This is a genomic window from Streptococcus sp. 2018037 (genome assembly GCF_019754195.1).
Taxonomy (GTDB): Bacteria; Bacillota; Bacilli; order Lactobacillales; family Streptococcaceae; genus Streptococcus; species Streptococcus hashimotonensis.
Genome location: NZ_JAIJZQ010000003.1, coordinates 63,294 through 83,834, shown reverse-complemented (window position 1 = coordinate 83,834; position 20,541 = coordinate 63,294). Strand labels below are relative to the sequence as shown.

The window sequence follows — 20,541 nt, the reverse complement described above, 5'->3', positions numbered from 1 at the left end:
GAGAGCGGAAAGATTTGTCAGATTCTTACTTAGTAAGTTAAGAAGATATATTTCTAAAAATACTGTAAAAATATGGAGGGTGCATAATGCAATTTACCTTGTCTCATTCTGGACAGACTGGAGTTCAGACAACCACGGTTTATCCCAATCAAGTAACTATTACTGATGAAATATCGCTACAAACTGTTGCGCAATTTGACCATGTGGCAGGGCTGTTTTTAAACAATACACGATCAAATACCAATTTCGTCAAGTCGGACGTCTTGGTCATGGATATTGATAATGACCATTCTGAAAATTCAGATGAGTGGATAACTGTAGAGAGATTAAAAGAAATCTTTGCGGATTATAACTTTGCCTTGGTAACTAGTCGAAGTCATATGCAGGCAAAGGACGGAAAAGCACCTAGACCCAAGTTTCATATCTACTTCCAAATCAATGAGGTAACAGATAAAGACATCTATGTAGCCATGAAGGAAGAACTCTGTAATCAATACAAGTTTTTTGATGATCATGCCAAGGATGCGGCACGGTTCTTCTTTGGAAATCCCAATGCACAGGTTATATGGCATGATTCATGGCTAACTATTGATGAAGATTTGTTTCAAGCTGTTTCTATTGACGACGAGGAAGATTTCGATGCAGACTTCTATACTCCTCCAAGTGGACCAATCCAGCAAGGGAGTCGTAATTCAACGATGTCTGTATTTGCATCTAAGATTGTCAAACGTTTAGGTGTAACGCAAGAAGCAAGGGATGGCTTTGATGAGCAGGCTAAGAAATGTGTACCGCCACTTGATAAAGCAGAGTTAGACACCATTTGGGGTAGTGCTGTGCGATTCTACAACAGAACTATAAAAACATCTAAAGGTTATGTGGCTCCCGATGCTTTTAATAGAGAAACATTAAAACCTGATGATTACTCGGATGTTGGGGAAGCGGGAGTTCTTGCTAGAGAGTATGCCAATAAGCTAGCTTACACCAATGCAACGGACTATCTTTACTATGATGGAACTCACTGGCGTGAGAACAAGCAGTTGGCATTAGGTGCCGTTGTACAATTTACCGATGAACAACTTGCTGAAGCGAATGCACTCTTGGAATCTGCAGAGAAGCAACTTCAGTCTTCAGGTATTGATGAATTGACCATTAAGGCTGGAGGAAAGCGTCTAGAAAATGCAGTCGAAACTCCACTTCAGTTGAAATATTTAAAAGCCTATCTAGCAGCTAAAGAGTTCCATAAATTTGTTATGAAACATCGTGACTATAAGAATTTGATGGCTGTATATAACACAGCTAAGCCAATGCTTTCAGTAGAATTGTCAGAATTAGATAGTGATGACTTATTACTCAATACGCCAGAGGCTACCTATGATTTACGAAAAGGAATAAATGGGTCACAAGAACACAATCCTGAAGATTATATAACTAAAATGACAGCAGTCTCTCCAAGTGATCAGGGAATGGGCTTATGGCAGGAAACTTTAGCTACCTTTTTCTGTAATGACCAAGAGTTAATTGATTATGTTCAAGAAATTATTGGTATGGCGGCAATCGGCAAGGTCTATCAGGAACACATGATTATTGCCTATGGAGGCGGAGCGAACGGCAAGTCTACTTTTTGGAATACCATTGCTCGTGTGCTAGGTAGCTATTCAGGTAAATTATCTGCGGATGCCTTAACCATGTCAAACAAGCGAAATGTCAGTCCTGAGCTTGCAGAGCTTAAAGGAAAACGTCTTGTTATTGCTTCTGAGATGGCCGAAGGGATGAGACTCAATACAGCCGTTGTTAAGCAGATTACCTCAACTGATGAAATCCAAGCTGAGAAGAAGTACAAGGATCCCTTTCACTTCGTGCCATCACACACGCTGGTTCTTTACACCAACCATCTGCCTAAAGTAGGTGCGAACGATGATGGAACGTGGCGACGTTTGGTCGTAATCCCATTTAATGCCAAAATCACCGGTCGCTCTGACATCAAAAATTTTGCGGACCATTTGTATGACAATGCGGCACCAGCAATTTTGTCTTGGATCATTGAAGGAGCTGAAAAAGCCATCAAAGCGAACTTCAAAACAAATGTACCAACTGCTGTATCAGCTTCCGTCAAAGCCTATCGTGAAGCCAATGATTGGTTAGGACACTTCCTTAGTGACTGCTGTCAAATTGGTGATCAGTTGACAGAAAAATCAGGAGAACTCTACAGTCAGTATCGTGCTTATTGCGCCAAAAACATGGAGTATACACGCAGTACGACCGATTTTTATTCTGCTCTTGATCAGGCAGGGTTTAAACGAAAACGGACAAGTAAAGGTAACTTCATTCTTGGTTTGAAATTGGTAGATGATGGCTATGATTTTCTAGACTAGTGACCGTCATTTTTTGAGACCGACATCCACAAGAAAGGTGGGGGAACTATTTTAGGTGTGTAGGTCGTTGACTAAATGGTTGAAACTTATTCTGAATAAAGGTTCTGAAAAATGCTTAAAACGACCAACATGAGTAACATTTTTTGATTTTGTGTAGGTCTATTATGGTCTTTTCTAAAACTATCCTATAAGCAAAAATTACTATAAAAAAAGCCTATAAGAGGAGTTTTGGAAATGACTGCACTAGACCTACACACTTCAATTTGACGAAAGGATTTAGAACGATGAGAGAAAAGTACGTTGAGCAAGCCTTGGTGAAGTCTGTGAAAGCTCGAGGAGGCATTTGTCCTAAGTGGGTATCACCATCTTTTTCTGGTGTGCCAGACAGGTTGGTTTTTTTACCCAATGGCAAGTTTGGCTTGGTGGAAGTAAAAGCTCCTGACCAAAAGCCAAGGGAGTTACAAGTGTCAAGGCATAAACTGTTCGAGCGGTTAGGTTTCAAGGTTTACGTTATTGACCGAATTGAGATGATTGGAGAGGTGCTAGATGAAATTGACATTACATAACTATCAGGTAGTCGCCAAGGACTTCATCATAGGTCACCCTAATGCAGCAGTCATCCTAGACATGGGGATGGGGAAGACGGCTACAACATTATCCGCTGTGAATGAATTGATGTTTGATAGATTTGAAGTCACTAGGGTTTTAGTTATTGCCCCACTTCGAGTCGCAAATACAGTATGGAGTGATGAGATTGAGCAATGGGCGGAGTTGCGTCACTTACGGTATTCGAAAATTGTGGGAACTCCCAAGCAACGAAAAGTAGCTCTCCAGAAAGATGCGGATATCTATATTGTCAATCGTGAAAACCTTCCTTGGTTGGTGGAACAATGTAGTCCCTATTTCAAGTGGGATATGGTAGTGATTGATGAATTGAGTTCTTTCAAGTCTTGGCAGTCCAAGCGTTTCAAAGCCTTTATGGCAATGCGTCCTTACATGAAACGTATCGTTGGGTTGACTGGAACACCAAGTTCAAACGGACTAATGGATTTGTTTGCAGAGTTTAAAGTCATTGACGGAGGAGAACGCCTTGGTCGATTCATTGGTGAGTTTCGTAGTCGTTACTTTGAAGAAGGTCGTCGCAACGGAAACATTGTCTATGAATACATCCCCATGGACTATGCGGAGTGTCAAATTCAAGACAAGATTAGTGATATTACCATTTCCATGAAAGCATTAGACTATCTGGATATGCCTGAATTGATTTCAACCAAGAAACTGGTGCGTATGTCAGAAAAGGAAAAAGAAAAGTACAGTCAGTTTAAGAAAGAGTATGTAATGTCAGAGTTAGATGGATTAGAAGTGACTGCCGCCAATGCTGCAAGCCTGACGAACAAGTTAGTTCAGTTGTCCAATGGAGCCGTATATACTGATGATCATACGGTTGTGGCATTACATGAACAGAAACTAGATGCCCTTGAAGATATCCTTGAATCCGCAAATGGAGAACCTGTCTTAGTTGCCTATTGGTTCAAACATGACTTAGCTCGGATTATTAATCGTTTAGAAAAACTCAGGGTAAAGAGTCGGGTGTTGAAAACAGAAGAAGATATTCGTGAATGGAACAAGGGAAATGTCCCAGTTGGCTTACTTCATCCAGCTGGAGCAGGTCATGGGTTGAACCTCCAAAAAGGTGGTCACAACTTGGTCTGGTTTGGTTTAACATGGTCGTTGGAACTATACCAACAAACAAATGCACGACTTTGGCGTCAAGGCCAGGAGGCTGAAACAGTTGTTATCCAACACATTGTGACTGAAGGAACGATTGATGAGGAAATCCTCAAGGCACTAGAAAACAAAGATGCACAACAAGAACGGCTGATTGCAGCTGTAAAAGCACAAGTAGGAGGAGCAGATGGATAAGGCAGAGCACATTCTGACGCATTACAATGAACTTAAAAGTGACTTGGAGATGTTAAAGTATCGTTTGGATCATTTTAAACCAGTGACAGAAAATGAGGTTATTGGTTCGCTAGTTTTTGAGAAATCTGATGAACCTAGGGTTAAAAGTACACCTACCAATCGACGATCAGAGATGATTGCACTGAATTTTCGTGAGAAGATGATTCAGGAAAACGAGGAACAATTGGCAGATTTATCTCAGCGGTATATCCGATTGGCTAATGACCTTGATAATTTTGAGATGGCTTTAAAATTTCTAAAGGGAGATTTATATGATTTTGCTCAATCCATGCTTAAGACAGATAGTAATTGGGATAGCTTGATGAGAGAGTTTCATATTAGCCGAAGTACTGTTAGAAATTGGCGACGTAAGGTCTTAGACCATGTTAGGGAAGTTTATCTGAAAATGGGATTTTCTTTGGAAAAGTAACCTCTCCCTGACCTCTCCCTAACCTACCAGTAACCTACCCCTGCACTAAGTGTGACCCAACATTGACCTCACTTTGTCAAAATTTGTGGTAGAATTGTAAGTGTCAAAATAGATAAAAATCTCCCTCAAATGACTGGATATTCTTTGGCTGATAGGGTAATATACACCTAGAAAAACCAAAGGAGAATAACCATGTGGACTGACGGACGGATTGATTATCAAGGACAAAAAGTGGATTACATTGCCAAGGTTAGTCCCCAACCTTCAGAAGTTGGAATTGACCTTGGATGTGTTTTCAAATTAGATATTGAAGTAGCTGAAGAAACAATCGTTTCTTACGACAGAGGATGGGAAATCTATCCTGAAACAGAAAATCGTGAAGCCATTCTTGAGGCGGTTTTGTTGGTTTTAACTGTTTAAAATATCTTTAAATTAATGCAGAAAAGACTGGATATATCTCCTTTTTAGAGTTAATATGTACACAACAAAAGAAGAGGAGAACAATACAATGACAAAACGCCAAGAAGAAAAACTCAATGCCCTTTTAACAGAGATTGCTAAAGAAGAACTACTAGTTGAAACTTTGGAAAAACGTTGGAGTGACAACCTTGATTTCTACGATGTTTCGGTTTGGGGAATCAAAAGAGCATTGGAGAGAGCCTACGAAGCAGGCCGACAATCAGTAAAATAAACCAAAGCCTAGCCCAAGGGTTGGGCTTTTTGCGTGGAGGAATTATGATTATTTCTAGTGAACAAGTGTCGGTTGGACACCCAGATAAAATCTGTGACCAGATTTCAGATGCCATTTTGACGGAGTGTCTCAAGTATGATAAATCAAGTCGAGTGGCAGTTGAAACCTTAATCAAGGATAACCAAGTTGTGGTAGCTGGTGAAATTTCAACTAGACATTACTTTAATCTCGAGAACATTGTACGTCAGGTTGTCGAGCCACTTGGTATGAAGAATGTTCGGGTAACTAACCTACTTGGACTCCAAAGTTCTGATATTGCCAAAGGTGTTGATAATGGTGGTGCTGGTGACCAAGGAATGATGTTCGGTTATGCGACAGATGAAACACCTGAGTACCTACCCCTTCCTTATGTTCTAGCCACTCGAGTCCTTGAGAAACTGATGTCACTTGGCCACCCCATACTTGGAAAGGACGCTAAGGCACAGGTATCCTACGACTATGAGAAGAAACGGATTGACACCTTCTTAGTTTCCATCCAACATGCAGATACAGTAGACCTAGCCAAAGTGAAGCGAATTGTGACTGAGGCTATGATGGCAGTAGCTCTTCGTTACAATCAGAATCTAGATTTCAACGTTCTAGTCAATCCAACTGGACGTTTTGTTCTTGGTGGTTCATTTGCGGATGCAGGAGTTACTGGACGTAAGATTGTTGCAGATACATATGGTGGTTTCGCACATCATGGTGGGGGTGCCTTCTCTGGAAAAGACCCAAGCAAGGTTGACCGCTCCGCAGCATACATGGCACGAAAGATTGCCAAGGATATTGTTCGTGAAGGGTATGCGAAACGATGTGAAGTACAATTAGCCTACGCCATTGGAGTTGTAGAACCAGTGTCGGTGCATGTAGAAACCTTTGGAACCAGTCGCTACACCACACAACAAATGGAAGGAATGATTCGTGAACGGTATGATTTAACACCACAAGGGATCATTAAGGAACTTCATCTCTTGAATGTAGACTACACCAAAACATCTTGCTTCGGGCATTTCACGAAAGCCTATCTTCCTTGGGAGAAGTAAGATGCCAAGAAGACCAAGCACACCTTGTAAACAAAATGGTTGTCCAAACTTAGTACCATATGGACAGAAATATTGTGCGAACCATAAAGTAAACCACCAACTGGATGCCAAGTCAACCAAAGCAAAAGGATACAATGGCCAGTGGACCAAAGCACGACTTCGTTACTTAAAAGTTCATCCACTCTGTGTTCAATGCAAAGCCAAAGGTCGACTGACCAAGGCAACTGTTGTTGACCATATCACACCCCACCGAGGTGACCAAGAACTCTTTTGGAATCAAACTAACTGGCAAGCACTTTGTAAGTCTTGTCATGATAGAAAGACCAAGACGACTGACCGATATGTGGAGTATACGTATCGATTTTAGTCTTGGAGTTTCGTTACAAAAGTATCTCATTTTTCACCCATTGGGGGAGGGGGGATGAAATCTCTAAACCCTTGGGAGACTAAGACCGACGCCCCCTCAAACGTGCAATTTCGCAAAATTCGCAAGCGGGTACATTAAAATTGCTCAATTTTGACGTTCCTTCCCACCGTTATCACGTTTCTAATGTGGGGATGTAGCGTTCCCTAGTATGTCATTTTGGTAATAAAATAGTGAAAAAGGCTAGAAACAATGGTGAAAATAGTTGTTTTTAGTCCTTTTTTGCTGGAAAGGAAAACAAATGGACGAAAGTCAACGTAAACAAATCTGGAAAATGCGCGCAGAAGGTCTTAGCTATGGTTTCATCGGTAAGGTTACAGGTTTATCTAGAGATTCCGTTAAGAAATACTGTAAACGAAATCCAGAATTGCTTGGACATGGTGCTGCGACAAAGCAGATGGCAAAAGCCGACCAGAATGATGGACTTCGTTGCCCTCAGTGTTATCAAGTACTTAAAACTCACAAAATAGGTAGACCAAAGAAGTTCTGTTCGGATAAATGTCGTAAGGTTTGGTGGACAACTCATTCTGACGAACACGACAAATCAAAAACTGCATATGAAGATTTGACTTGCCAACATTGTGGCAGGTCATTTTTATCTTATGCTAATCCAAATAGAAAATATTGTAGCCATTCGTGTTACATCCAATCACGCTTTTATAAAGGAGAAATCAATGACAAGTCAACCAACAATGGAAATTAGAGAGATTCGATTATCTGAACTACACCCAGCCTCTTACAATCCTCGAAAAAAACTCAAAAAGGGTGACAAGGAATATGAAAAGATTAAGCAAAGCCTACTCAAGTTTGGCTACGTTGACCCCATCATCGTCAATAAAGATTTGACGGTTATTGGTGGCCATCAACGATTAACTGTATTGAAGGACTTAGACTATGAAACTGCCAAATGTGTTATTGTCGATTTATCCAAGGAAGATGAAAAGGCCCTAAACATTGCCCTTAACAAAATCACCGGTCAATGGGACGACCAGCTTTTGGCGGATTTGCTTTTGGATTTACAGGAGTCGGATTTCAATCTCGACCTGACTGGTTTTGAACCACCAGAAATTGATGACATTCTCTCCAACATTCATGACAAGGAGTTATCTGAAGATGACTTTGATGTGGACGAGGAGTTGAAGAAACCGACAGTAGCAAGACGTGGGGACGTCTGGCAACTTGGTAAACACCGAGTGATTTGTGGTGACTCAACTAAGGCAGAAACCTACGACCAACTTTTAGGTGATAAGAAAGTCAATCTTGTTGTGACAGACCCGCCGTATAATTGCGATGTTGAAAAGACGGCAGGTAAAATTCAAAATGATAATATGGGTGATTCTGAATTTTATCAGTTTCTTTTAGCTATGTTTACTCAAGTTGAGAACCACATGGAAGTCGACGCCTCAATCTACGTATTTCATGCGGATACGGAAGGATTGAACTTCCGTAAGGCATTTAAGGATGCTGGTTTTTATCTCAGTGGATGTTGCATTTGGAAGAAGAACTCATTAGTGCTTGGACGTAGTCCTTATCAATGGCGACATGAGCCAGTCTTATACGGGTGGCGTCAAAAAGGCAAACACCAATGGTTCAGTGACCGTAAACAGACGACCATTTGGGAATACGACCGTCCTAAGTCCAGCAAAGACCATCCAACCATGAAGCCGATTCAGCTCATGGCTTACCCTATTCAAAATTCATCCATGAGAGGGACTTTGGTATTGGATCCTTTCCTTGGGTCTGGGTCAACCCTCATTGCGGCAGACCAGACAGGACGTATCTGTTATGGGATTGAACTTGATGAGAAGTTTGTGGATGTCATTGTGAAACGCTACATGGAAGCAACGGACAATACAGATGTGACGGTAGTCCGTGAAGGTCAATCAATCAGTTATGAAGAAGCAGTGAAACAGTTAGGGGGGATGTAATGTCTAATGTTCACTATTCATTTATTGGTTCAATTGGTATAGGAACTTTGAAAGATGGCACTCAATTTAGGTTTGATAGAGACAGATTCTCACTTATAGAAGATATTAACTTCTACCGAAATAAAAGTAACGATGAAGATGCAAAGTCGTACATTATTTGTGCGAAAGGCAAATATCTTCATCGTTACTTATTTGGTCATCGCCATGGATATGAAATCGACCACATTAATCTAGATACCTTTGATAATCGTTCTGAGAATATTCGTTTTTGTACGCATCAACAAAACCAAATAAATCAAGGTCTACAATCAAATAATACTTCTGGAGTAACAGGGGTTAGTTATTATAAACCAAGACAAAAATATCGTGCCAGAATCAAAATCTCTCAACGTGATATTCACCTGGGTTATTATGATACATTCCTAGAGGCAACCCAAGCTAGGAATGTTGGCATTGAATTGTTGTTTGGTGAGTACGGTCGTTATAACAAAGTTCCTGAAGTACCAAACTGGATTCGTAATAAAGTTGAGAAAATATGTAGGAATTATAAGTCATTCGCTTTAACAAATTATAGGGAGGAGACGGTATGACCTTAACTTTTCTTGATTTCTTTGCAGGAGTGGGTGGTTTTCGTCGTGGTTTGGAACTAGCGGGTTTCAAATGTATCGGTTACTGTGAGAAGGATAAGTTTGCACGAAAATCTTATGAAGCAATGTATGACACGAAAGGAGAATGGTTTCATGACGACATTACAAGCATTGACCCAACACAACTTCCAAATGCAGATTTATGGACTGCGGGAAGCCCTTGTCAAAATGTGTCTATCGCAGGGAAGCGAGCAGGACTATACGGTGAACGAAGTGGACTCTTTTTTACATTTGTTGACCTCCTCCAAAGCCAAGAGGAAGAAGATAAACCCGAGTGGATACTCCTTGAAAATGTTAAGGGACTTTTATCAAGTGGCGGGGGACGAGATTATCTCGACTATCTCTCTATCTTGGATGAAGCAGGGTACGACCTTGAGTGGCAAGTGTTCAATTCAAAAGACTACGGAGTTCCCCAAAATCGAGAACGCATCTACACTCTCGGACATCTTAGAAGTAGAGGTCGACGAAAAGTACTACCTATCAGCGGAGAAAGCGGTAGCCATCTTAAGCAACTTGTAGGTGGTATGCAAAGCTACCGTGTCTACGACCCTAGTGGAATTGCCACAACTCTTGTTGGTGAGGGTGGAGGACTAGGTGCTAAAACAGGTCTTTATCTAATTGACCAATCTTTGACAGAACCAAAGTTGACAGATGAGGCACGTTGTATCACTGCACGATATACTGCTGGAGCTACAAAACGGACTGCGATGAATTCTGGAGTACTCGAAATACAACCCATTCTGACACCCAATCGAATCAACAAGCGTCAAAATGGGCGTAGGCTCAAGGAACAGGATGAGCCAATGTTCACATTGACCTCTCAAGACCGCCATGGTGTTCTTGAAGGCATCAAGGTCAGAAATGGTACGAAGCAAGGTTATCAAGTTGCAGAGGTTGGAGATTCGGTGGATTTATCTTATCCCAACTCACCAACGAGACGAGCAAGAGTTGGGAAAGGAATTGCCCATAACCTCTCCTGTGGTGGTCAAATGGGTGCTGTAGTTTGGAATGATCGAGTTGTAAAAATCAGACGCTTAACCCCTCGAGAATGTTTTCGCCTACAAGGATTTTCAGATGATTTGTTCGAGAAAGCCCAAGCAGTAAACTCCGATGCTCAACTATATAAACAGGCTGGAAATGGTGTGACGGTAACAGTTGTTTATGCCATTGGATATGCCATTCTAGCAAGCGAAGAATTATCGAAAATATCTTCAAAATAATCGAGAAATGACTGGATATATGTCTCCTTTAGAGGTAATATGTACACAACAAAGGAAGAGGAGAACACATCCATGACAACAACACTTGAAAAACTTTACGACATCTACCCAGCAACCGCAAGCATCATTCCTTACAAAGATTGGGTCATCGTTGCATCGAATGGGTATAATGGAACAGAAGTTGAGATTTACGAAACGGCTGATAGTCTTGAAGAGTTTGAAAACTTTGACCGCAGATTTGACCGCATTTACCAAGAAGCAGGAACATTCGAAGACTTTGGGCATGCAGTTAAGTGGGCGTTTGAAAAGATTGGAGAATAACATGGACGCAAAAATGTTCAATAACCTAAAGGCAATCTATCCAGTTGGTACAAAGGTTAGACTAGTAAAAATGGATGACCCACATCCAGTTCCTAAAGGCACACTTGGAACTGTGATTGGAGTGGATGACATTGGTTCACTCTTAGTTAAGTGGGAAAATGGCAGTTGCTTAAATGTTTTGTATGGTATTGATATCGTAGAAAAGGTAATGTGAGATGTGGGAAATTATGACTCGAACGGTTGGAGACAGACATTACGCTTGTGAATTTCTCCGTGAAGACACAACAGACCCAAGGAATATAGACGGTGCATGGATTAGAATACTGACAATAAAACGTGATGGTGAATATATCTACCAATATAGATATGGGAATGAAATAGATAACATGGACGATATTGACAGAATTGTCTATCAGGCCGTACTTGATAACTTTAATGAACTTTAAGAATGAACTCGAATTGAGTTCTTTTTTTCTTACTCTAAAGGAGGTGAGATTGTGGCAATCAGGGGGCGAAAACCAAAGCCTACGAATATGAAAATACTTGAGGGAAATCCTGGTAAGCGACCACTCCCTACGAATGAAGTCAAACCCAAACAAAAAGCCCCACGTTGCCCACAGTGGCTTGAAGATGATGCAAAAAAGGAGTGGAAACGGATGGGAAAAATTCTCGAACAGATGGGAATTTTAACCGAAATGGACATGACTGCTTTTGCAGGTTACTGTCAAGCATACGCTCGCTGGAAAGAGGCAGAAGAATTCCTTTCCAAGCATGGCTCCATTATCAAAACTCCGAATGGCTATCTCCAACAAGTCCCTCAAGTCTCTATCAGCCAGACCAACCTCAAAATCATGCTTAAATTCTGTGAGCAATTTGGTTTGACACCTTCAGCACGAAACCGATTAGCAACGATGGATGCGGAAGTTGGTACAGGTGATGAAATGGAAGATTTGTTAGGAGGAATTTTATGAGCTATCATTATGAACTAAGTCCATTCATGCTTCCAACCTCACACTATGATAAGGCAAAGGCTGATAGGGCAGTAACCTTTATCAATAACCTCTCCCACACCAAAGGCAAGTGGGCAGGAAAGCGATTTGATTTGTTGCCGTGGCAGGAACAGATTGTCCGTGACCTATTTGGAATTGTCAAGGAAGATGGTAATCGCCAATTCTTAACAGCCTATATAGAAATTCCAAAAAAGAATGGCAAGTCTGAGCTAGCAGCAGCTATCGCTCTTTATCTACTATATGCGGATAATGAAGCCAGTGCAGAAGTATATGGTGCCGCTTGTGACCGAAACCAAGCGTCAATCGTATTTGATGTAGCCAAGCAAATGGTGCAGATGAGTCGCCCTTTAGAAAAGCGTTCAAAGATAATGGGAGCAACCAAGCGTATTGTAAATTATTCTAACGCTGGTTTTTACCAAGTTCTCTCCGCAGAGACTGGGACAAAACATGGACTAAACGTTTCTGGCTTAGTCTTTGATGAAATCCACGCTCAGCCTAATCGTCATTTGTATGATGTATTGACCAAGGGGTCAGGAGACGCAAGGGAACAACCCCTCTTTTTTATTATCACAACAGCTGGAACGGATAGAAACTCTATCTGTTATGAGTTACATACCAAAGCATTGGATATTCTGAATGGTAGAAAGAAGGACACTTCATTCTATCCAGTGGTTTATGGTTTATCTGATGAAGATGATTGGAATGATGAAGCTAACTGGCTCAAAGCCAACCCTTCATTAGGGCATACTATTGGGATTGACAGAGTTCGAGAAGCCTACCAACAGGCACTAGACAATCCTGCAGAAGAGAATGTATTTAAGCAGCTCCGTCTAAATATGTGGACAAGCTCAAGTGTTGCTTGGATTCCAGAACATGTTTATGCGAAGGGAAATGATCCCATCCAATATGAAAGTCTCAAGGGTCGTAGCTGTTATGCAGGTTTAGACCTTTCTAGTACGTCAGATATAACGGCTTTAGTCTTGGTGTTCCCTCCTAGATTTGAAGAGGAGAATTATATCGTTCTGCCATTTTTCTGGCTACCTGAGGATACATTGGAGCTTAGATGTCGACGTGACCATGTTCTATATGATGTTTGGGAGCGTCAGGGTTACATCAAAACTACAGAAGGTAATGTCGTTCATTATGGTTTTATCGAAAAATTTATTGAAGACTTATCGGAAATCTATCATATCAAGGAGATAGCCTATGACCGTTGGAATGCGACACAGATGGTTCAGAATCTAGAAGGAATGGGCTTGACCATGGTGCCTTTCGGTCAGGGATACAAGGATATGAGTCCACCATCAAAGGAACTCTATAAACTTATGATGGAAGGCAAGATTCAACATGGTGGGCATCCAGTTCTGAAATGGATGGGACAAAACGTAGTCATGAGACAAGACCCTGCTGGCAATATTAAGCCTGATAAGGAAAAGTCAGTCGAGAAGATTGACGGTATTGTTGCACTCATTATGGGGCTGGACCGTTGTATTCGTCACCAAACCGAAGAAGGAAGTGTTTATGATGAACGTGGTATATTGAGTTTTTAGTTGACAAAATAAAGCAAAATACGTTACAATTGCAGTACAAAATTTAAAGGAGAAGTAGTATGGGAAAAACAGCCACTTTAAATGTACGTGTTGATTCGGATGATAAATTAAATGCAGAAAGTGTCTTGAAAGAGCTTGGAATGCCTATGTCTACATTGATTACCCTACTATTAAAGCAGGTTTCTATGACACGAAGCATTCCGTTTGATATTGCCTTACCACAAGCACCTTCTTCTGTAGATGTCTCACCACTGTCTGCTGGTGAATTGAAAGACCTGTTGGTGCAGAGCTATCACTCAGCGGATCATGAAGAAACGATATTGGCGGAAGATTTTTTCAAAGGTATTAAAGGGGTAAATTAATGATTGAATATCCCGTGAGATTGACAAAACAAGCCAGTGACGATTTGACTGCCATTTATCGCTTTATTGCGATAGAGCTACAATCACCCTTAACAGCAGATAAAAATATCCATCTCTTTGAACAATCCATCAAATCCTTATCAACGTTTCCAGAACGTTGTCCTATTCTTGAAGGGTTTGAGAGTGAGGGTATTTTGATTCGAAAACTTATTGTTAAAAACTATGTTATATTTTATCGTTTTGTTGGAGAGGTTGTAACTGTACTTCGAGTATTACATGGTACTTCTAACATTGATGCATTATTGAGAGATATCGCAGAAGATAATGATGTGAACTAATATTGGCATCTCCAAGCGGAGGTGCTTTTTCTATTCAAAGTGTTCAAAAAATAGTTGATAATATCGCCAAAATGACTTGATAAGTCCTTGCTTCTACGGTAATATGTGACTACAAAAAGAAGAGGGGAACAAAACAATGGCAACAAAAGCACGGATTGGATTATTGACGAAAAACCATACAGCACAAACAATCGAGGTAGCGTATGAAGGATATCCAGAATACACTGGGGAACTTCTAAAGAAACACTTTAAATCAAGCAAAGAAATTCGTGCATTACTTCAGAAAGGTGATATCATTCGGCTTGAAGATAGTCTTGACAAAATTGAACACGATGACTTACAGGAGAATGCCCAGCAACATCGTTTCATCGGTGACATAAGTCAATTGGCAGAGGATACCCTGGCAGATTACATTTATCTTTTTCAAGAAAGCGACAAAACATGGTATCTTCTTGAAGAAGGAGAAATGAAAAACATCTAAGAACAAACGATAAGCACTTCAATCGAGGTGCTTTTTTCGTACTCAAAAGGAGGAAGTATGGGACTACTAGATTTACTGGGACGTAAGCGTGCTAGGGATAAACCACGAAATAGTTATGAAGGACAGGACTTTTCATATCTGTTTGGACGAACGACCAGTGGGGAGAATGTGGATGAGTTTAAAGCTATGCAGACGACAGCTGTTTATGCTTGTGTCCGTATCTTGGCTGAAGCAGTAGCTTCACTACCCATTCATGTTTACGAGAGAACGGCAACTGGAAAGGAGAAAAAGGTGGAACATCCCCTATATTTTCTCTTGCATGATGAACCTAACCCTGAGATGTCATCCTTTGTTTTTAGAGAAACCTTGATGACCCATCTATTGATATGGGGCAACGCCTATGTCCAGATTATCCGAGATAGAAGCGGACAGGTTATCAGTCTCTACCCACTTTTGCCAGATAAAATGTCTGTACATCGGGACGAGAGTGGAAAGCTCTATTACAAATACAAGCGTCAGTCAGAAGAAAATCCAAACTTTAAGGAAAAGGGAGATGCTATATTGAAAGCAGAGGATGTGCTTCATGTTCCTGGTCTAGGTTTTGACGGCTTGATAGGTTATTCTCCAATTGCTCTTGCAAAAAATGCTATCGGTATGACCTTAGCTACGGAAAACTATGGGGCATCATTCTTTAAAAATGGTGCAAATCCAGGTGGCGTTTTGGAACACCCAGGTATTCTCAAAGATCCTAAACGAGTGAGAGATTCATGGAATGCAGTCTATAATGGGGTAACCAATGCCCACAAAGTGGCAGTTCTTGAGGAAGGGATGAAATACACTCAAGTAGGCATACCGCCTGAAGAAGCCCAGTTTCTTCAGACAAGAAAATTCCAAATCAATGAAATTGCAAGGCTCTACCGCATTCCACCTCATATGGTTGGTGACTTGGAGAAATCCTCATTTTCAAACATTGAGCAACAGTCTTTAGAATTTGTTAAATATACCTTAGACCCTTGGGTAGTTCGTCTAGAACAGGCTTTCAAGAGGTCTCTTTTTTTACCTGAAGAAAAGAAAACCTACTTTGTGAAGTTCAATGTGGATGGTCTTCTACGTGGAGACTATCAGAGTCGAATGAATGGCTATGCGATTGGTAGACAAAACGGCTGGCTCTCAACGAATGATATTCGTGAACTTGAGGATTTGAACCTCCTTTCAGATGAAGAAGGAGGTAATCTCTACTTGATAAACGGAAACATGACGAAACTGAAGGATGCGGGTGGCTTTATGAAACAAGCACCGCCAGAACAAGAAACTCAATCTGAGGAGGATATGGATGCATAAGTTTTGGAATTTTACAGAAGATGATAGTGGTCGAACACTTCGTATAGAAGGACAGATTGCTGATGAGACGTGGTTTGGCGATGAAGTCACGCCAAAAGTATTTAAAAATGATTTACATGCAGGAAACGGAGACATCACCCTCTGGATTAATAGTCCAGGGGGTGATGTTTTTGCGGCTGCTCAAATCTATAACATGCTGATGGATTACAAAGGTGATGTCCATGTAGTGATTGATGGATTAGCCGCAAGTGCTGCGAGTGTCATTGCCATGGCAGGTACAACGGTTTCTATGAGTCCAGTTGCCATGATGATGATTCACAACCCTTGGACTGTGGCACAAGGTGAAGCCAAGGACATGCAGAAGGTCATTGAAATGTTGGGAGAAATTAAGGAATCCATCATCAATGCCTATGAACTAAGAACAGGACTTTCAAGAACCAAACTCTCGCACCTCATGGACTCAGAGTCTTGGTTCAATGCCAAAAAGGCTGTTGAACTAGGCTTTGCGGACAAGATTCTCTTTGACAAACAAGATGATCAGGGAATGGATACTGAGAGTTATTCTTTCAGTCGAAATGCTGCCCAACAAGATTTACTTGTAAAAATGCAGGCGAAACTTGAAGTCCAACAACCAAAGAAAACAATCCCTATCAATCAGTTGGAAAAACGATTGAATTTGCTCAAATAATGAAAGGAATATGAACTGATGTCTAAATTACTTGAATTGAAAGAAAAACGTAACCAAGCTTGGCAACAAGCAAAAACCTTCCTTGATTCTGTTCGCTCAGAAGACGGATTGGTGTCAGAGGAAGATTCCAAACGCTATGATGATATGGAATCAAAAATTAACCTCTACAATCAAGAGATTGCTCGGTTGGAGCGTCAAGAAAAGATTGACCTTGAACTTTCTCAACCAGCATCACAGGCTCTAATTGGGCAGCCCACTACAGTTTTGAATGACAAGACTACTGAAGAGGAAAAGAAAGGTGTCGCTTCAGATACCTATGCCAAGACATTTTGGACAAGTGTCCGTAAGCGTCATTTCTTTGATGTCAAAGACGTCCTTCGAGTAGGGGAAGATACCGAAGGTGGTCATCTTGTTCCTGATGAGTATGAGAAGAAACTGGTTCAAGGATTACAAGAAGAGAATTTCTTCCGCAGCCTTGCGACTGTCATCAAAACCTCTAGTGGTGAGCGTAAGATTCCTGTTGTAACTGGACATGGTTCAGCATCATGGATGGATGAAAATGGTCTTTATCCTGAAACAGAAGAAACCTTTGGTCAAGTGACACTCGACTCTCATAAGATAGGGACTGCTATTCGTATTTCAGAAGAGCTACTTAACGATTCAGTCTTTGACCTTGAGTCCTATATGACGGCTGAATTTGCTCGTCGTATTGGAACGGAAGAAGAAAAGTCGTTCTTGATTGGTGATGGTTCTAAGAAACCGACAGGTATCTTTACTCAGGCAGAAGTTACAGGTCCAACGACTGCTACAAAGGATATTACCTTTGACGATATGATTGAATTGTATCATTCTCTACCAGCACCCTATCGTAAGAACGCAGTTTGGATTTTACATGATACGACTGTCAAAGCTATCCGTAAACTCAAGGATAACAATGGCAATTACATTTGGCAGCCATCCACTCAAGCTGGACAACCAGATTTGATTTTAAATCGTCCATACTACACATCAACCTTTGCCCCACTTCCTGAAGCAGGAAATAAAGCCATTGCATTTGGCGATTTTTCTTATTATTGGATTGCGGATCGTCAGGGTCGTACCTTCAAACGTCTGAATGAACTCTATGCCAATAATGGACAGATTGGATTTCTTGCTTCACAACGTGTGGATGGTAAGTTAGTTCTACCTGAAGCCGTTAAGACTCTAACTGTAAAGGCTAAGTAGTTATGGTTAGTTTAGCAGAAGCAAAACAGTATCTCAAAGTGGAACACGATGATGAAGATGGACTGATTGAGCAATTGCTTGAAACCAGTCAACAACTCTGTGAAGATATTTTGCGTCAATCAATTTATTCAGAAGTTTTAAAGACGGCAATCCTATACGGGGTTGCCTATCTTTATGAACATAGAGAAGATGCAAATCATAAGGAGTTGAAGGAGACGCTTTATCACTTATTGTTGGCTGAACGAAAGGATGTGTTCTGATGAAGATTGCACCTTTGAGGGAACGCTTGTCGTTTCATGTTCGACAGATTGTTCAAGATGAGATTGGCAATGAAAGTTCGACATGGATACCTTTATTTGAACGGTGGTGCTCTTGTCGTCCTCTCACCTTGACCGAAAGGGATGGGAGTGTGACAAAACTGGAACAAGAGAAAGTCCAGTTCACCCTCAGGTATGAAAAAGCAATTCTTGGACTTCATACCTTAACGACTCGCATTCAATTTCGTGGTCAAACCTATGAGATTGAGTCGATTGATGGAGATACAGTACCAAGGCAACTGATTTACATCGTCGCCATTAAGGAGGAGAGTTATGACTAGAATTGAATTGGGTGCACTAGAATCTGCCATCGCAAATGAGCTGGCTGAGTATGTGCAGGATACAACAGAGGTGATGCGTGAAGTTGTAGAGGAAGTCACTGAGGAATCTATTGAATCCTTGAAAGCAACGTCACCGAGAAAGAGTGGTTCCTATGCCAAAGGGTGGAAGAGTAAAGCAACGATTGATACCAGTACAGGTCTAACCAAGACCATTCATAATCGAACGCCAGGCCTGACGCATCTATTAGAAAATGGTCATGCCAAAAGATCTGGTGGGCGAGTTGAGGGGATAAAGCATATCTCTCCTGTAGAAAAACAAGCAATACAATCCTTAGAAGAGAAACTGAGAAAGCGAGTGTGATAAGACATGTTCCTAAGTGAAATGTACTCCATTCTCAAAGAATTACAGCTCCCAGTTGCCTACCATCATTTTGAAGAAGGGAGTCGTCCAAGACCACCGTATCTAGTATATTTGGTGACTGATTCAGAAAATCATGGTGCAGACAATTGGACCTATCATAAGCAGAATAACCTGCAAGTGGAACTCTATACTACTAAGAAAGATTTAGCAACTGAACAAAAGGTGGAGTCATTATTTGACAGCCACCTTATTTATTTTGAAAAAGTAGAGACCTATATCTCATCTGAGAAACTCTACCAAATAACCTATTACATCACATTACATGGAGGATAGTATGGCTGAAAAGAATAAGGTCACCTTTGGACTACAAGATGTCCATTGGGCAGAAGTTACAAGCGAAGGTTCTGATGGTACGTTGACATACGGCAATGTGGAACGACTTCGTGGTGCTGCAGAATTAACTCTTGAACCAACAGGAGACAAGGGGTCTTATAAGGCAGACAATATCAATTTTTATACAACGGAGTCAAACGATGGTTATGAAGGAACACTAAAAGTTGCACTTCTAACGCAGGAATTTTTGACTCGAGTCCTCGGAGAACAGTTGGATGCGACGACAAATACCATTTCAGAAATCGCAAATAGCGAAAAGAAAAATTTTGCGTTGATGTTCCGTTTTGAAGGGGATAAAAAAGAAACATTACACGTTTTGTATTATTGTTACGCATCTCGTCCGACTGTTGGTTCAAAAACCAAGTCAGGTTCGGATATCAATGAGGTAGAGTTGACCTTTACTGCCAGTCCTCGCCCACTCGATAAGGTTGTACGTCGACGAACAACAGAGGAAACGAGTGATGAGATTCGTCAAAATTGGTTCAAGGCAGTTTTTGAACCTCGTAAGTAAGGAGTAGGCAATGAGAGAAAGTATTACCATAGCAGGAACAACCTACGAGTTAGCTACCAATGCCTACACACCAATTGCTTATAAAGAGCAGTTTGGTAAGGACTATTTCCAAGATCTCTTTTCTATGGTCAATAGTCAAGCTATCTTGGATAAGCTAGACCAGCTGGAGGAAGGGGAAGAACTCAAGGCAAGTCAGGTTGATGTGTCTATCTTATCTGACTTTGATATGACCTTTTTCCATCGTCTTTTTTGGGTTTTTGCCAAATCTGCCAATCCTCGTGTGAAACCTTTTGTGGATTTCTTCATGGAATTGGAGGAATTTCCAGTTCAGGAAGTAGCCCCTGTCTTGATGAATATGTTGAACCAAGGGATGTCAACCAGAAAAAAGCAGATGAAACAGAAACAGCGAGTGAGGAAATCTTCACAGTAGAGAGCTATTTCTCCTGTTGTAAGGAGACTGGTTTGACCATTGACGATTTAAAACATATCTCTATTGGGATGGCACTTGACTACCAAACGGATTATGTGGAGATGCGTACTCGAGAAACTTCTCAAACACGCCCAGCAACTCAAGCTGATTTTGATAATTTCTGATGGTAGAAAGGAG

30 protein-coding genes are annotated in these 20,541 nt (G+C 41.0%); all 30 read left to right on the top strand.

Features of this window, described 5'->3' with window-relative positions; genetic code table 11:
• The first annotated feature begins 86 nt into the window (after window positions 1–86).
• The 30 genes from K5Q29_RS02005 (at window position 87) to K5Q29_RS10630 (ending at window position 20,528) form a co-directional block, all read left to right on the top strand.
• On the top strand, window positions 87–2,372 hold the full coding sequence (locus tag K5Q29_RS02005) for a phage/plasmid primase, P4 family (RefSeq protein ID WP_221876892.1): 2,286 nt from the start codon (window positions 87–89) through the stop codon (window positions 2,370–2,372).
• Between the two features lie 284 nt (window positions 2,373–2,656).
• Window positions 2,657–2,938 (top strand): VRR-NUC domain-containing protein, encoded by a 282-nt coding sequence (locus K5Q29_RS02000; protein ID WP_058621803.1) that lies wholly within the window; start codon window positions 2,657–2,659, stop codon window positions 2,936–2,938.
• Window positions 2,919–4,295, top strand: a complete 1,377-nt coding sequence (locus K5Q29_RS01995) for an SNF2-related protein (protein WP_221876890.1) — start codon at window positions 2,919–2,921, stop codon at window positions 4,293–4,295. Before K5Q29_RS02000 ends, K5Q29_RS01995 begins: the two co-directional genes overlap by 20 nt.
• The gene (locus K5Q29_RS01990) at window positions 4,288–4,764 is read left to right on the top strand and encodes a hypothetical protein (protein WP_029180474.1); all 477 of its coding nucleotides are present in this window, start codon (window positions 4,288–4,290) and stop codon (window positions 4,762–4,764) included. Before K5Q29_RS01995 ends, K5Q29_RS01990 begins: the two co-directional genes overlap by 8 nt.
• Window positions 4,765–4,956: 192 nt before the next feature.
• Window positions 4,957–5,184, top strand: a complete 228-nt coding sequence (locus K5Q29_RS01985; protein ID WP_029180475.1) for a hypothetical protein — start codon at window positions 4,957–4,959, stop codon at window positions 5,182–5,184.
• 88 nt (window positions 5,185–5,272) lie between these two features.
• A complete protein-coding gene (locus K5Q29_RS01980) occupies window positions 5,273–5,455 on the top strand; it encodes a DUF6900 domain-containing protein (RefSeq protein WP_014638129.1) in 183 nt (60 codons plus the stop codon).
• A gap of 44 nt (window positions 5,456–5,499) precedes the next feature.
• On the top strand, window positions 5,500–6,537 hold the full coding sequence (gene metK / locus K5Q29_RS01975; protein WP_029180476.1) for a methionine adenosyltransferase: 1,038 nt from the start codon (window positions 5,500–5,502) through the stop codon (window positions 6,535–6,537).
• 1 nt (window position 6,538) lies between these two features.
• Complete coding sequence (locus K5Q29_RS01970; protein ID WP_029180477.1) at window positions 6,539–6,904, top strand: HNH endonuclease; 366 nt, start codon at window positions 6,539–6,541, stop codon at window positions 6,902–6,904.
• 298 nt (window positions 6,905–7,202) lie between these two features.
• Window positions 7,203–7,664 carry a helix-turn-helix domain-containing protein gene (locus K5Q29_RS01965; RefSeq protein ID WP_221876889.1) on the top strand — a complete coding sequence of 154 codons (462 nt, stop codon included), beginning with the start codon at window positions 7,203–7,205 and terminating at the stop codon, window positions 7,662–7,664.
• Window positions 7,636–8,889: a site-specific DNA-methyltransferase gene (locus tag K5Q29_RS01960; protein ID WP_024407639.1), complete on the top strand. Its 1,254-nt coding sequence runs from the start codon at window positions 7,636–7,638 to the stop codon at window positions 8,887–8,889. The genes K5Q29_RS01965 and K5Q29_RS01960 overlap by 29 nt, the downstream gene beginning before the upstream one ends.
• A complete protein-coding gene (locus tag K5Q29_RS01955) occupies window positions 8,889–9,479 on the top strand; it encodes an HNH endonuclease (RefSeq protein ID WP_024407638.1) in 591 nt (196 codons plus the stop codon). Before K5Q29_RS01960 ends, K5Q29_RS01955 begins: the two co-directional genes overlap by 1 nt.
• Window positions 9,476–10,756 carry a DNA cytosine methyltransferase gene (locus K5Q29_RS01950; RefSeq protein ID WP_221876888.1) on the top strand — a complete coding sequence of 427 codons (1,281 nt, stop codon included), beginning with the start codon at window positions 9,476–9,478 and terminating at the stop codon, window positions 10,754–10,756. Before K5Q29_RS01955 ends, K5Q29_RS01950 begins: the two co-directional genes overlap by 4 nt.
• A gap of 72 nt (window positions 10,757–10,828) precedes the next feature.
• On the top strand, window positions 10,829–11,077 hold the full coding sequence (locus K5Q29_RS01945) for a hypothetical protein (protein ID WP_221876887.1): 249 nt from the start codon (window positions 10,829–10,831) through the stop codon (window positions 11,075–11,077).
• A 1-nt stretch (window position 11,078) separates the two neighbouring features.
• Window positions 11,079–11,291 (top strand): DUF4314 domain-containing protein, encoded by a 213-nt coding sequence (locus K5Q29_RS01940; protein ID WP_014636333.1) that lies wholly within the window; start codon window positions 11,079–11,081, stop codon window positions 11,289–11,291.
• Between the two features lies 1 nt (window position 11,292).
• Entirely contained in the window at window positions 11,293–11,523 is a 231-nt protein-coding gene (locus K5Q29_RS01935; protein WP_221876886.1) for a hypothetical protein, read from the top strand.
• Between the two features lie 51 nt (window positions 11,524–11,574).
• Window positions 11,575–12,048, top strand: a complete 474-nt coding sequence (locus tag K5Q29_RS01930; RefSeq protein ID WP_024414194.1) for a phage terminase small subunit P27 family — start codon at window positions 11,575–11,577, stop codon at window positions 12,046–12,048.
• The gene (locus K5Q29_RS01925) at window positions 12,045–13,637 is read left to right on the top strand and encodes a terminase large subunit (RefSeq protein WP_221876885.1); all 1,593 of its coding nucleotides are present in this window, start codon (window positions 12,045–12,047) and stop codon (window positions 13,635–13,637) included. The genes K5Q29_RS01930 and K5Q29_RS01925 overlap by 4 nt, the downstream gene beginning before the upstream one ends.
• Before the next feature lie 59 nt (window positions 13,638–13,696).
• Window positions 13,697–13,999, top strand: coding sequence for a type II toxin-antitoxin system RelB/DinJ family antitoxin (locus K5Q29_RS01920; RefSeq protein ID WP_014636336.1), 303 nt, complete (start codon window positions 13,697–13,699; stop codon window positions 13,997–13,999).
• A complete protein-coding gene (locus tag K5Q29_RS01915) occupies window positions 13,999–14,337 on the top strand; it encodes a type II toxin-antitoxin system RelE/ParE family toxin (RefSeq protein ID WP_221876884.1) in 339 nt (112 codons plus the stop codon). The genes K5Q29_RS01920 and K5Q29_RS01915 overlap by 1 nt, the downstream gene beginning before the upstream one ends.
• 136 nt (window positions 14,338–14,473) lie before the next feature.
• Window positions 14,474–14,818 carry a hypothetical protein gene (locus K5Q29_RS01910; protein ID WP_221876883.1) on the top strand — a complete coding sequence of 115 codons (345 nt, stop codon included), beginning with the start codon at window positions 14,474–14,476 and terminating at the stop codon, window positions 14,816–14,818.
• Between the two features lie 57 nt (window positions 14,819–14,875).
• Window positions 14,876–16,159, top strand: coding sequence for a phage portal protein (locus K5Q29_RS01905; RefSeq protein ID WP_105155619.1), 1,284 nt, complete (start codon window positions 14,876–14,878; stop codon window positions 16,157–16,159).
• On the top strand, window positions 16,152–16,847 hold the full coding sequence (locus tag K5Q29_RS01900) for a head maturation protease, ClpP-related (protein ID WP_221876882.1): 696 nt from the start codon (window positions 16,152–16,154) through the stop codon (window positions 16,845–16,847). The genes K5Q29_RS01905 and K5Q29_RS01900 overlap by 8 nt, the downstream gene beginning before the upstream one ends.
• A gap of 18 nt (window positions 16,848–16,865) precedes the next feature.
• Entirely contained in the window at window positions 16,866–18,071 is a 1,206-nt protein-coding gene (locus K5Q29_RS01895) for a phage major capsid protein (RefSeq protein WP_221876880.1), read from the top strand.
• Window positions 18,072–18,073: 2 nt separating this feature from the next.
• Complete coding sequence (locus K5Q29_RS01890) at window positions 18,074–18,331, top strand: head-tail connector protein (protein ID WP_026217052.1); 258 nt, start codon at window positions 18,074–18,076, stop codon at window positions 18,329–18,331.
• Entirely contained in the window at window positions 18,331–18,669 is a 339-nt protein-coding gene (locus K5Q29_RS01885) for a head-tail adaptor protein (protein WP_221876878.1), read from the top strand. Before K5Q29_RS01890 ends, K5Q29_RS01885 begins: the two co-directional genes overlap by 1 nt.
• Window positions 18,662–19,030 carry an HK97 gp10 family phage protein gene (locus tag K5Q29_RS01880; RefSeq protein ID WP_221876877.1) on the top strand — a complete coding sequence of 123 codons (369 nt, stop codon included), beginning with the start codon at window positions 18,662–18,664 and terminating at the stop codon, window positions 19,028–19,030. The genes K5Q29_RS01885 and K5Q29_RS01880 overlap by 8 nt, the downstream gene beginning before the upstream one ends.
• Window positions 19,031–19,036: 6 nt before the next feature.
• Window positions 19,037–19,363 (top strand): hypothetical protein, encoded by a 327-nt coding sequence (locus K5Q29_RS01875; RefSeq protein WP_221876876.1) that lies wholly within the window; start codon window positions 19,037–19,039, stop codon window positions 19,361–19,363.
• 1 nt (window position 19,364) lies between these two features.
• Entirely contained in the window at window positions 19,365–19,934 is a 570-nt protein-coding gene (locus tag K5Q29_RS01870; protein ID WP_014636346.1) for a major tail protein, read from the top strand.
• Between the two features lie 10 nt (window positions 19,935–19,944).
• Complete coding sequence (locus tag K5Q29_RS01865; RefSeq protein WP_024414205.1) at window positions 19,945–20,364, top strand: hypothetical protein; 420 nt, start codon at window positions 19,945–19,947, stop codon at window positions 20,362–20,364.
• 32 nt (window positions 20,365–20,396) lie between these two features.
• Window positions 20,397–20,528, top strand: coding sequence for a hypothetical protein (locus K5Q29_RS10630; protein ID WP_014638109.1), 132 nt, complete (start codon window positions 20,397–20,399; stop codon window positions 20,526–20,528).
• Window positions 20,529–20,541: the final 13 nt, after the last annotated feature.

Coding starts and splice junctions, on each gene's coding strand:
- K5Q29_RS01985 (WP_029180475.1), top strand. CDS start 4,957: ATGTGGACTGACGGACGGATTGATTATCAAGGACAAAAAGTGGATTAC.
- K5Q29_RS01895 (WP_221876880.1), top strand. CDS start 16,866: ATGTCTAAATTACTTGAATTGAAAGAAAAACGTAACCAAGCTTGGCAA.
- K5Q29_RS01950 (WP_221876888.1), top strand. CDS start 9,476: ATGACCTTAACTTTTCTTGATTTCTTTGCAGGAGTGGGTGGTTTTCGT.
- K5Q29_RS01965 (WP_221876889.1), top strand. CDS start 7,203: ATGGACGAAAGTCAACGTAAACAAATCTGGAAAATGCGCGCAGAAGGT.
- K5Q29_RS01875 (WP_221876876.1), top strand. CDS start 19,037: ATGTTCCTAAGTGAAATGTACTCCATTCTCAAAGAATTACAGCTCCCA.
- K5Q29_RS01990 (WP_029180474.1), top strand. CDS start 4,288: ATGGATAAGGCAGAGCACATTCTGACGCATTACAATGAACTTAAAAGT.
- K5Q29_RS01920 (WP_014636336.1), top strand. CDS start 13,697: ATGGGAAAAACAGCCACTTTAAATGTACGTGTTGATTCGGATGATAAA.
- K5Q29_RS01870 (WP_014636346.1), top strand. CDS start 19,365: ATGGCTGAAAAGAATAAGGTCACCTTTGGACTACAAGATGTCCATTGG.
- K5Q29_RS01865 (WP_024414205.1), top strand. CDS start 19,945: ATGAGAGAAAGTATTACCATAGCAGGAACAACCTACGAGTTAGCTACC.
- metK (WP_029180476.1), top strand. CDS start 5,500: ATGATTATTTCTAGTGAACAAGTGTCGGTTGGACACCCAGATAAAATC.
- K5Q29_RS01890 (WP_026217052.1), top strand. CDS start 18,074: ATGGTTAGTTTAGCAGAAGCAAAACAGTATCTCAAAGTGGAACACGAT.
- K5Q29_RS01995 (WP_221876890.1), top strand. CDS start 2,919: ATGAAATTGACATTACATAACTATCAGGTAGTCGCCAAGGACTTCATC.
- K5Q29_RS01955 (WP_024407638.1), top strand. CDS start 8,889: ATGTCTAATGTTCACTATTCATTTATTGGTTCAATTGGTATAGGAACT.
- K5Q29_RS01915 (WP_221876884.1), top strand. CDS start 13,999: ATGATTGAATATCCCGTGAGATTGACAAAACAAGCCAGTGACGATTTG.
- K5Q29_RS01880 (WP_221876877.1), top strand. CDS start 18,662: ATGACTAGAATTGAATTGGGTGCACTAGAATCTGCCATCGCAAATGAG.
- K5Q29_RS01945 (WP_221876887.1), top strand. CDS start 10,829: ATGACAACAACACTTGAAAAACTTTACGACATCTACCCAGCAACCGCA.
- K5Q29_RS01970 (WP_029180477.1), top strand. CDS start 6,539: ATGCCAAGAAGACCAAGCACACCTTGTAAACAAAATGGTTGTCCAAAC.
- K5Q29_RS01935 (WP_221876886.1), top strand. CDS start 11,293: ATGTGGGAAATTATGACTCGAACGGTTGGAGACAGACATTACGCTTGT.
- K5Q29_RS02000 (WP_058621803.1), top strand. CDS start 2,657: ATGAGAGAAAAGTACGTTGAGCAAGCCTTGGTGAAGTCTGTGAAAGCT.
- K5Q29_RS01900 (WP_221876882.1), top strand. CDS start 16,152: ATGCATAAGTTTTGGAATTTTACAGAAGATGATAGTGGTCGAACACTT.
- K5Q29_RS01980 (WP_014638129.1), top strand. CDS start 5,273: ATGACAAAACGCCAAGAAGAAAAACTCAATGCCCTTTTAACAGAGATT.
- K5Q29_RS01910 (WP_221876883.1), top strand. CDS start 14,474: ATGGCAACAAAAGCACGGATTGGATTATTGACGAAAAACCATACAGCA.
- K5Q29_RS01905 (WP_105155619.1), top strand. CDS start 14,876: ATGGGACTACTAGATTTACTGGGACGTAAGCGTGCTAGGGATAAACCA.
- K5Q29_RS02005 (WP_221876892.1), top strand. CDS start 87: ATGCAATTTACCTTGTCTCATTCTGGACAGACTGGAGTTCAGACAACC.
- K5Q29_RS01940 (WP_014636333.1), top strand. CDS start 11,079: ATGGACGCAAAAATGTTCAATAACCTAAAGGCAATCTATCCAGTTGGT.
- K5Q29_RS01885 (WP_221876878.1), top strand. CDS start 18,331: ATGAAGATTGCACCTTTGAGGGAACGCTTGTCGTTTCATGTTCGACAG.
- K5Q29_RS01925 (WP_221876885.1), top strand. CDS start 12,045: ATGAGCTATCATTATGAACTAAGTCCATTCATGCTTCCAACCTCACAC.
- K5Q29_RS01960 (WP_024407639.1), top strand. CDS start 7,636: ATGACAAGTCAACCAACAATGGAAATTAGAGAGATTCGATTATCTGAA.